The sequence below is a fragment of the Microbacterium sp. 5K110 genome (assembly GCF_005774735.1).
Classification (GTDB): Bacteria; Actinomycetota; Actinomycetes; order Actinomycetales; family Microbacteriaceae; genus Microbacterium.
The window spans coordinates 47,066-56,257 of sequence record NZ_VBUM01000011.1 but is presented as its reverse complement, the minus strand read 5'-3'; the positions used below and the strand labels follow the sequence as shown (position 1 = coordinate 56,257).

Here is a 9,192-nt window from a genome sequence, read left to right as displayed (position 1 = left end):
GAACGGGCATGGGGGGCTTCCGTCTCAGGGCTACCGGTGGGATCAGTGGCCCCGACCGTAGGGGAGCCCGTGGGTGTCGGCGAGCGTCACCGACCCCGCCGACCGGCGTGATCCACGGGTGAAAGAGGACCGCTGATCAGTCGGGATGGCGCACGTCGCCGTGGCCCCACAGCTCGGGGAAGCTCGCGGTCTGCGACTGCAGCCAGAGCGCCGTTCTGCGGGCGTTCTCGGCTTGATCGTCGAGGTAGCCCTCCACGCTGTCGAGCTCGACGCGGCAGGTCTCGGGGTCGCCGATCCACACCCCGCGGATCCGGCCCTCCGTCACGAGCGACAGCACCGTCGCGACGTCGATCCCCAGCACCCGGGCCACGGACTCGGGGGTCGCGAACCGGTCGGGAGGTGAGGGGGCCTCGGACACGCGATCATTATGTCCCCCGAGTGCCCGATCCGACTCCTTCACCCGCAGATGTTCACCCGACGCCGCGCCCGTCGCCACGCCACTCCCGCGCCCGGAGACACCGTCGTGAAGCGCCGCGTTCGTGAACCGCTAACCTCGCGATCCCCCGCCGGTGATCATCGATCCCTACGGTCGCACGTGGTTCCCCACGCCTATCTAGGAGATCGCCATGTCTGCGCGCCCGTTGTCCATGTCGGCGCTGTCCAGCGCCCTCGCCGCCGCGATCGTCGGGGCGCTCATCCCCCTCGCGGCGATCGCACCCGCTCAGGCCGACACCGGCGGCTCGGGCGTCGTCATCAACGAGGCCTACCTCAAGGGCGGCAGCGCGAACGCGCCGTACGCGAAGAAGTTCGTCGAGCTGTACAACCCGGGTGGGGTCGACGTCGACCTGTCCAGCTGGTCATTGCAGTACCGTTCGGCCACCGGCACCGGCGCATCCAACGGGGTGGGCGCGCTCAGCGGCACCATCAAGGCGCACGCGTACTTCCTCGTCCAGCTCAACGGCAACGGGTCCACCGGAGCGGCGCTGCCCACCCCCGACCTCGACCTCGCGGGCAAGATCACGCCGTCGGGTACGACCGGCACGCTCATCCTCGCCAAGACCACGAGCGCGGTCACCGCTCCCACCGGCAGCGTCACGAACCAGACCGCGATCGCCGACCTCCTCGGTTACGGCGCCTCGAACACGTTCGAGGGCAGCGTGGCCACCGTGACCGGCGCGAACAGCGTGCCGAACTCGCTCGCTCGCACCGGGTTCGCCGACACCGACGACAACGGCGCCGACTTCACCCAGCCCAGCGCGATCACGCCGCAGAACTCCGCATCGACGACGCCCTCGCCGTCGCCGTCCGCTTCTCCGTCCGCATCCCCCTCTGCGTCGCCCAGCGCATCGCCGAGCCCGTCACCGTCGACGCCCGCGGCATCCGTCACCCCGATCGCGACCATCCAGGGCACGGGTGATTCCTCGCCCCTGACCGGGCAGAGCGTCACCACGCGCGGTGTCGTCACGGCGGCGTACCCCACCGGCGGTTTCGCCGGGTACTACGTCCAGACCGAGGGGACGGGCGGTGCGGTCGACCTCGCCACCCACACCGCCTCCGACGGCCTGTTCATCTATTCGCCGTCGACCGTGTCCCAGGTAGCCGTCGGCGACCTCGTGCAGGTCACCGGAACCGTCGCGGAGTACTTCGGCCTCACCCAGCTGTCGGTCGCCGCGGGCGGTCTGAGCAAGGTCGGCACCGGCAGCGTCACCCCCGCCACCGTCGCCGTCCCCCGTGAAGCGTCGCAGCGCGAGGCGCTCGAGGGCATGCTCGTCGCTCCGCAGGGCGACTACACCGTCAGCAACACCTACTCGACCAATCAGTACGGCGAGATCGGCCTGGCCACCGGCACGAAGCCGCTCATCACGCCCACCGAGATCGCTCGCCCCGGAACGGCGGACTACACCGCCGCGGTGGCCGACAACGCCGCGCGCGCGGTCACGCTCGATGACGGCGCGACGATCAACTTCCTGGGCAGCACCGCCAACAAGGCGATCCCGCTGCCGTACCTGAGCAAGACCACCGTCTCGGTCGGCGCTGCGGCGACGTTCACGCGACCGGTGGTGCTCGACTACCGCAACAACGCCTGGAAGTTCCAGCCGACCACGCAGCTGACCGCCGACAACGACGCCTCGGTGTCTCCGGCGGCTTTCTCCCGCGTGCGTGCCGAGGCTCCCGCCGCGGTGGGCGGAGATATCAAGGTCGCGACCTTCAACGTCCTGAACTACTTCACCACCACGGGTGACACCCTCTCCGGCTGCTCCTTCTACAACGACCGCGCCGGCAACCCGATCACCGTCAACACGGGCTGCGACGCCCGCGGCGCCGCGAACGCCACGAACCTGCAGCGCCAGCAGGACAAGATCGTCACGGCGATCACCGCCCTCGGCGCCGACGTCGTGAGCCTCGAGGAGATCGAGAACTCCGCCGCCTTCGGCAAGAACCGCGACACCGCGCTCAGCACCCTCACCGCGGCGCTGAACACCGCGGCCGGCAGCGACGTGTGGGCCTTCGTGGCATCCCCGTCTGCCCTGCCGGCGACGGAGGACGTCATCCGGACCGCCTTCATCTACAAGAAGGCGGCGGTGCGGACCGAGGGCGACTCGCGCATCCTCACCACGGGTTCGGCCTTCGACAACGCTCGCCGCCCGCTCGCGCAGAAGTTCGGCCTCGTCGGAAAGGGCGACGACTCGGAGTTCATCGCGATCGTCAACCACTTCAAGTCGAAGGGGTCGGGGAGTGGCGAGAACGCCGACAAGGGCGACGGTCAGGGCGCCTCGAACGCCTCGCGCGTCGCGCAGGCCGGTGACCTGGTGTCCTTCGCGGACGGTCTGAAGAGCGAGTGGGGCACCGACAAGGTGTTCCTGATGGGCGACTTCAACGCCTACTCGAAGGAAGACCCGATCGCTGTCCTCACCACCGCCGGCTACATCGACCAGGGGTCGAAGTCGGGCAAGTACTCCTACTCGTTCAGCGGACAGAGCGGATCGCTCGACCACGTCTTCGCGTCGGCGTCGGCCGACTCGCGCGTCCGCGGCGCCGACATCTGGAACATCAACTCGGGTGAGTCGATCGCTCTGGAGTACAGCCGCTACAACTACAACGCGACGAACTTCTACGACACCTCCGCGTTCCGCTCCAGCGACCACGACCCCGTCATCGTCGGCGTCGACCTCACCCCCACCGCGACGGTGAACCTGGTCGACATCAACGACTTCCACGGGCGCATCGACGCCAACACCCCGCAGTTCGCCGGCACCGTCGAGCAGCTGCGCGCCCAGTACGGAGAGGACAACACCCTCTTCCTCTCCAGCGGCGACAACATCGGCGCCTCGCCGTTCGCGTCGGCCTCTCAGGACGACCAGCCGACGATCGACGTGCTCAACGCGCTCGACCTGAAGGCCTCCGCCATCGGCAACCACGAGTTGGACCGCGGCTTCGCCGACCTCGTCGACCGCGTGGTCGGCACGGGCCCCAACGCGAAGTTCGCCTACCTCGGTGCCAACGTGTACCGCAAGGGGACGACCACCCCGGCGCTGCCCGAGTACGCGATCAGCACGGTGTCGGGTCTGCGGGTCGGCGTCATCGGCACGGTCACGCAGGAGACCCCGGCGCTCGTCTCGCCCGGCGGCATCAGTGAACTCGACTTCGGCGACCCCGTCGAGGCCACCAACCGCGTCGCGGCCCAGCTGACCGACGGCGACCCCGCCAACGGGGAAGCGGACGTCATCGTCGCCGCCTACCACGAGGGCGCCGGCGCCGGCACCCCCGACGGGGCGACCCTGCAGCAGGAGATCGCCGCGGGCGGTCCGTTCGCCGAGATCGTCACCGAGACCTCGGCGAAGGTCGACGCGATCTTCACCGGGCACACGCACAAGACGTACGCGTGGGACGCTCCGGTCCCCGGAGTCGAAGGTCGCATGCGCCCGGTCATCCAGACCGGGAACTACGGCGAGAACATCGGCAACGTTGTCCTGACGGTGTCCGACACGACCGGCGACGTGCTCTCCTACACGGGTGCCAACGTCGCCCGCACCAAGGTGGCCACGAACACGCTCGTGTCGACCTACCCGCGGGTCGCCCAGGTCAAGAGCATCACGGATGCCGCCCTGGCCGCGGCCGCGCAGATCGGCAACCAGCCCGTCGGGTCGGTGTCGAAGGACATCACGACCGCGTTCGCCGGTGGCGCCTACACCAACGGTGTGTACGGTGGCGGCTCCCGCGACGACCGTTCGAAGGAGTCGACGCTCGGCAACCTCGTGGCCGACTCGCTCGTGGCCAGCCTCGGTACGGCCGAGCGGGGCGGCGCGCAGATCGGTGTGGTGAACCCGGGCGGCCTGCGCGCCGACCTGGCGTACGCTCCCGACGGCGTGGTCACCTACGCCGAAGCCAACGCGGTGCTCCCGTTCGTGAACAACCTGTGGACGACCTCGCTGACCGGCGCGCAGTTCAAGACCCTGCTCGAGCAGCAGTGGCAGACCAACCCGGATGGGACGGTGCCCTCTCGGCCCTTCCTGAAGCTCGGTCTGTCGAAGAACGTCGCATACACCTTCGACGCCTCCCGCGCGGCCGGCGACCGGGTCACTTCGATCTCGGTCGACGGCGCGCCGATCGACCCCACCGCCTCGTACCGCATCGGGTCGTTCAGCTTCCTCGTGCAGGGCGGCGACAACTTCCGGATCTTCACGCAGGGAACCGGAACGAAGGACTCCGGCCTCATCGACCGCGACGCGTGGATCGACTACGTGAAGGCGAACCCCGGGCTCGCTCCCGACTTCGCTCGGCGCTCGGCCCAGGTGACCGGCATCCCGTCGGCCCCCGTCACGGCCACGTCCTCGCTCTCGCTCGCGGTGTCGGGTCTGGACCTCACCTCCACCGGTAGCCCCGTCAACACCACGGCGACGGTCGAGTGGGTCGGGAGCTCCGCCACGTTCGCACCCGTCACGGTGTCGGGCGGCGCGGCGAACCTCGCCCTGACGGTGCCCGCCGACGCGGTCGCCGCCAGCCAGATCATCGTGCGGGCACAGCCCAGCGGCAGCGTCGTGCGCATCCCCGTCTCCGTGGCGGTCGACCGGGACGCGCCTCAGGTCGCACTTTCCGTGAGCGGTCGCACCGTGACGGTCTCGGCGACGGATGCCGGTTCGGGTGTCGCCTCGACCGAGTACCGGGTGGACGGCGGCGTCTGGACGGCGTACTCCGCCGCCCTGACCCTCGATTCCCGGGGACACACCGTTCAGGCGCGTGCCACCGACAAGGCCGGCAACGTCTCCGCCGTCGCCTCGGCGTCGCTGGCGTCGGTGGGCTCGACCGATGCGCCGGTGCTGACCGCGCGCGGGACGGCGCGGACCGTCGTCGTGGGCGACACCGCAGCGCCGGGTGGCGTCTCGGTCGCCGATGAGTCCGGGCACGCGATGTCGGGCGTCTCGGTGACCTTCACCGTCTCGGGGCCGGCCACGTTCGCCGGTGGCAAGACGAGCGTGCGGGTCACCTCGGACGCTCTCGGTCTGGCCGCCGCTCCGTCGGTGACGGCCTCGGGCATCGGCACCGTGACGATCACCGCCGCGGCTTCCCGGGCGACGACGGTCACCCTCCCCGCGCTCACGGTCGTGGCGAAGGCGACCGCCCTCACCATCGACGGCACCGCGACGGCCGCCGTCGTCGGGGGCAAGGCGCGCCTCACGGTCACCGTGAAGAACACCTCGCCCGAGACGGTCACCGTGCGGGTGAAGAGCGCGTACGGCACGAAGACGCTCTCGTCCCTCGCCCCGGGGGCCTCGGCCGAGGCGATCTTCAAGACGGCGCTGACCTCGCTCCCGGCGGGCGCGGCGACCGTCGAGATCGCCGGCGCGTCGGGTGCCAACACCGTCGCGCTCTCCTACACGGCGACGCGGTGAGCGTCGTCACCGGTATCGCCTTCACCCAGGAACGGAACACCTGATCATGAACAAGTCCACTCCCGCCGACGGCGTCTCACGGCGGTCATTCACCACCGCCCTCGCCTGGAGCGTCCCGGTCGTGGCGGTCGCGGTCGCCGCTCCCGCGGCCTCCGCTTCCGGTCAGATCACGGCGAGCGCGTACGACATCTCCGACGTCGAGGTGGGTGACTCGTTCCCGCTGTCGATCGACGTGGCACGGGACGGTATGCCGCTGGCCGACGGCTCCGTCGTGACGGTGAGCCTCACCGACACCGACGTGCTCGAGTTCGACCCCGACGCGGACGGATACGTCTCTCCGACGTTCGCCACCGTGCCGACCGTCGGAGGGACGGCCAACGCCATCGTTCTGGTGCGCTCCTTCGGGGTCACCACCGGCGCGGTCGCGTACGGCTCGTCGCAGGCCACCTACACGGTGGGCGTGACGCAGGCCTGACCCCCTCCGCCGCTGCCCCGGGTGCGTGCACCCGGGGCAGCGGCATTCCCGTGGGATGCGGGCCTCTAGTGTGGAGGGGTGTCGACACTCAGCGAACTCGTCTACGCCCAGGGCCGCTCCAGCGAGGCCGATGTCGAGTGGCTGCACCGGCTCGCCGGTGACGGGCAGCTGCTGGCCGACCTCGCTTTCGCCGACATCGTGATCTGGGTTCCCACCCCCGACGACTCGTTCGTCGCCGTCGCGCACACCCGGCCCGGGGGAGCGGCGACGCTGTTCTACCGCGACATCGTCGGCGACCGCGTGCGCCCCCAGTGGCGGACGCAGGTGCGCGAGGCGTTCCAGAGCGGACGCATCGTCGACTCGGCATCCCCCGACTGGTTCGAAGAGACCCCGACGCGCGTGCGCGCGGTGCCCATCGTGCGCGAGCTCTCCCGCGAAGGGCACGCCGTGGCGACCGTGGGCGTGCTGACCCGCCACACCAACCTCGGCGAGACCCGCACCCCCTCACGCCAGCAGATCACCTTCAACGACTGCGCCGACGACCTGTTCGGCATGATCTCGTCGGCGGAGTTCCCCGATCTGAAGGCCCCCACCTCGCCGCGGCGCGGGGCGCCCCGTGCCTCCGACGGCCTGATCCGCCTCGACGTCGACGGGATCACCACGTTCGCGAGCCCCAACGCGCTCTCGGCGTTCAATCGCATGGGCTTCGACGACGAGCTCGAGGGGGAGTCCCTCGCCGAGGTCACCGAGCGCATCCTCCCCGCCAAGCGCCAGGACGTCGACGAGTCGCTCCCCATCGTGGTCACCGGTCGGGCGCCGTGGCGCGCCGACATCGAGGCGCGGGGCGTCCAGGTGTCGCTGCGGACGATCCCGCTCCGCGACCGGGGGACGCGGATCGGCGCGATCGTGCTCAGCCGCGACGTCACCGAGATCCGCCACCAGGAGCAGGAGCTCATCACCAAGGACGCGACGATCCGCGAGATCCATCACCGCGTCAAGAACAACCTCCAGACCGTGGCATCCCTCTTGCGCATCCAGGCGCGGCGCACGCACTCCGACGAAGCCCGGGATGCCTTGACCCAGGCCATGCGGCGCGTCTCGGCGATCGCGGTGGTCCACGACACCCTGTCCGAGGGGCTGGCGCAGAACGTCGACTTCGACGACGTGTTCGCGCGCGTGCTGAAGCTCGTCGCCGAGGTGGCGGCGGCCCCGAACACCCGTGCCCGCACGCGCAGCACCGGCCGGTTCGGAACGCTGCCCAGCGAGTACGCCACCCCCCTCGCTCTGGCGCTGACCGAACTCGTCACGAACGCCGTCGAGCACGGACTGGCCGGCCAGGAGGGCGACGTCGAGATCTCGGCCGAGCGCGGCGACGAGATGCTCGAGGTGCGCGTACGCGACACCGGTGTCGGTCTCCCCGAGGGGCAGGTCGGCCGGGGCCTCGGCACGCAGATCGTGCGGACGCTGATCCAGGGCGAACTCGGCGGCACGATCGACTGGCACACCCTGATGGGCAACGGCACCGAGGTCACGATCGAGATCCCGCTGCGCTACATCGACCGCTCGGCGGGCTGACCGTCGCGGGGTCGCACGCTCAGCGATGCGCGCAACCTCCGAGCGCGGGGAGGAACCCGCTGAGGTTGTGCGCATCACTGATTCTGTGACCCGCCGAAAACGACGAAACCCACCCCGAGGGGTGGGTTTCGTCTCTGCCGAGACCGTCGTCAGGACGCGCGGCGGGCGCGCGCGGCGCGACGCTTGAGGGCTCGGCGCTCGTCCTCGGAGAGGCCGCCCCACACGCCCGAGTCCTGGCCGGACTCGAGGGCGTACTGCAGGCAGACCTCGGTGACGGTGCAGCGCGCGCAGACCGACTTGGCCTTCTCGATCTGGTCGACCGCGGGCCCGGTGTTGCCCACGGGGAAGAACAGCTCGGGGTCGACGGTCAGGCAGGCTGCTTTGTCGCGCCAATCCATAGGGGTGCTCCTTGTTGCGGAAGATTTTTCATCGGCGGGCACCGGGGTTCGGGTCCGGTACCCTGGTGGGAACGCGAGCGATCGCTCGCCCCACGTCGCTGTGGGAGCACACGGCTTTTCCCATGCTCCCACAGCGCTTCCGGCCGATCAAGAGGTAACCGGCAGGTTTCCAGGTTGCAACGCCGGGGAAACACTCGTCGGGAAGGATGCGGTGATGCCGGTTCGTCTTCTGGCAGCTCTCGTGCTCGGACTCGAGGCGGTCGGCATCCTGGCCCTCGCCGGGTGGCAGGTGGTCGCGCTCGTGGGCGGAGACACCGATTCGGTCGTCAGCTCGCTCGCGCTCATCGTGCTCACCGTCATCGGCGCGGCTGCGATCGGGGCGTTCGCCGTCGCGACAGCGCGCGACGTCTCGGCCGGGCGCTCCGGCGGCATCGTGACGCAGCTGCTGATCCTGTCGGTCGCGATCGGCGCCGTGACGGGGGAGTGGGCGTCCGCCACGGCCGCGCTGCTCATCGCCGCGCCGGCCGTCGTGGGCCTCGTCCTGCTCGTGCTCGCCGTACGAGCCGCGGCCCCGCGACGACGCGACGACACCTGACGCACGGCGTCGCCGCCCCCCCGGTCGACCCCGGATCCATTCGCCGTGCCGCGGTCCATCCACCGTCCCGCGCGTGCGCGTGGGCGCGGTGGCGCGGGCACAACGAAGGAGAACCGTGTCCCGCGTCGTTCGGCCGCCGCGTCATCACGGGCCGCAGCCGTCTTCCGGGTTCGGATCTCCTTCGTCGTGTCTGCGGGCGTGCTCCGGCGCGCGGCGTCGAGTCGTGTCCGCGGGCGGGCTCTGACGCGGAGCGTCGAA

The 9,192-nt window shown here is 70.4% G+C and carries 6 protein-coding genes; 4 read left to right on the top strand and 2 right to left on the bottom strand.

Annotated features, from left to right (window positions below):
• Positions 1 to 136: 136 nt before the first annotated feature.
• Positions 137 to 418 (bottom strand): helix-turn-helix domain-containing protein, encoded by a 282-nt coding sequence (locus FE256_RS04900; protein ID WP_138173349.1) that lies wholly within the window; start codon positions 416 to 418, stop codon positions 137 to 139.
• 208 nt (positions 419 to 626) lie between these two features.
• On the opposite strand from FE256_RS04900, the gene FE256_RS04895 reads away from it, so the two are divergent.
• The 3 genes from FE256_RS04895 to FE256_RS04885 all read left to right on the top strand — a co-directional run bounded on the left by FE256_RS04895 (position 627) and on the right by FE256_RS04885 (position 7,941).
• Entirely contained in the window at positions 627 to 5,891 is a 5,265-nt protein-coding gene (locus tag FE256_RS04895) for an ExeM/NucH family extracellular endonuclease (RefSeq protein ID WP_138173347.1), read from the top strand.
• A 46-nt stretch (positions 5,892 to 5,937) separates the two neighbouring features.
• Positions 5,938 to 6,366, top strand: coding sequence for a hypothetical protein (locus FE256_RS04890; RefSeq protein ID WP_138173345.1), 429 nt, complete (start codon positions 5,938 to 5,940; stop codon positions 6,364 to 6,366).
• 78 nt (positions 6,367 to 6,444) lie between these two features.
• Positions 6,445 to 7,941 (top strand): sensor histidine kinase, encoded by a 1,497-nt coding sequence (locus FE256_RS04885; protein WP_138173343.1) that lies wholly within the window; start codon positions 6,445 to 6,447, stop codon positions 7,939 to 7,941.
• A 149-nt stretch (positions 7,942 to 8,090) separates the two neighbouring features.
• On the opposite strand, the gene FE256_RS04880 is transcribed toward FE256_RS04885, so the two are convergent.
• Positions 8,091 to 8,339 carry a WhiB family transcriptional regulator gene (locus tag FE256_RS04880; RefSeq protein WP_013583608.1) on the bottom strand — a complete coding sequence of 83 codons (249 nt, stop codon included), beginning with the start codon at positions 8,337 to 8,339 and terminating at the stop codon, positions 8,091 to 8,093.
• Between the two features lie 214 nt (positions 8,340 to 8,553).
• Here FE256_RS04880 and FE256_RS04875 point away from each other — a divergent pair, with 214 nt between their 5' ends.
• Positions 8,554 to 8,934 (top strand): histidine kinase, encoded by a 381-nt coding sequence (locus FE256_RS04875; RefSeq protein ID WP_138173341.1) that lies wholly within the window; start codon positions 8,554 to 8,556, stop codon positions 8,932 to 8,934.
• The last annotated feature ends 258 nt before the right edge of the window (positions 8,935 to 9,192 follow it).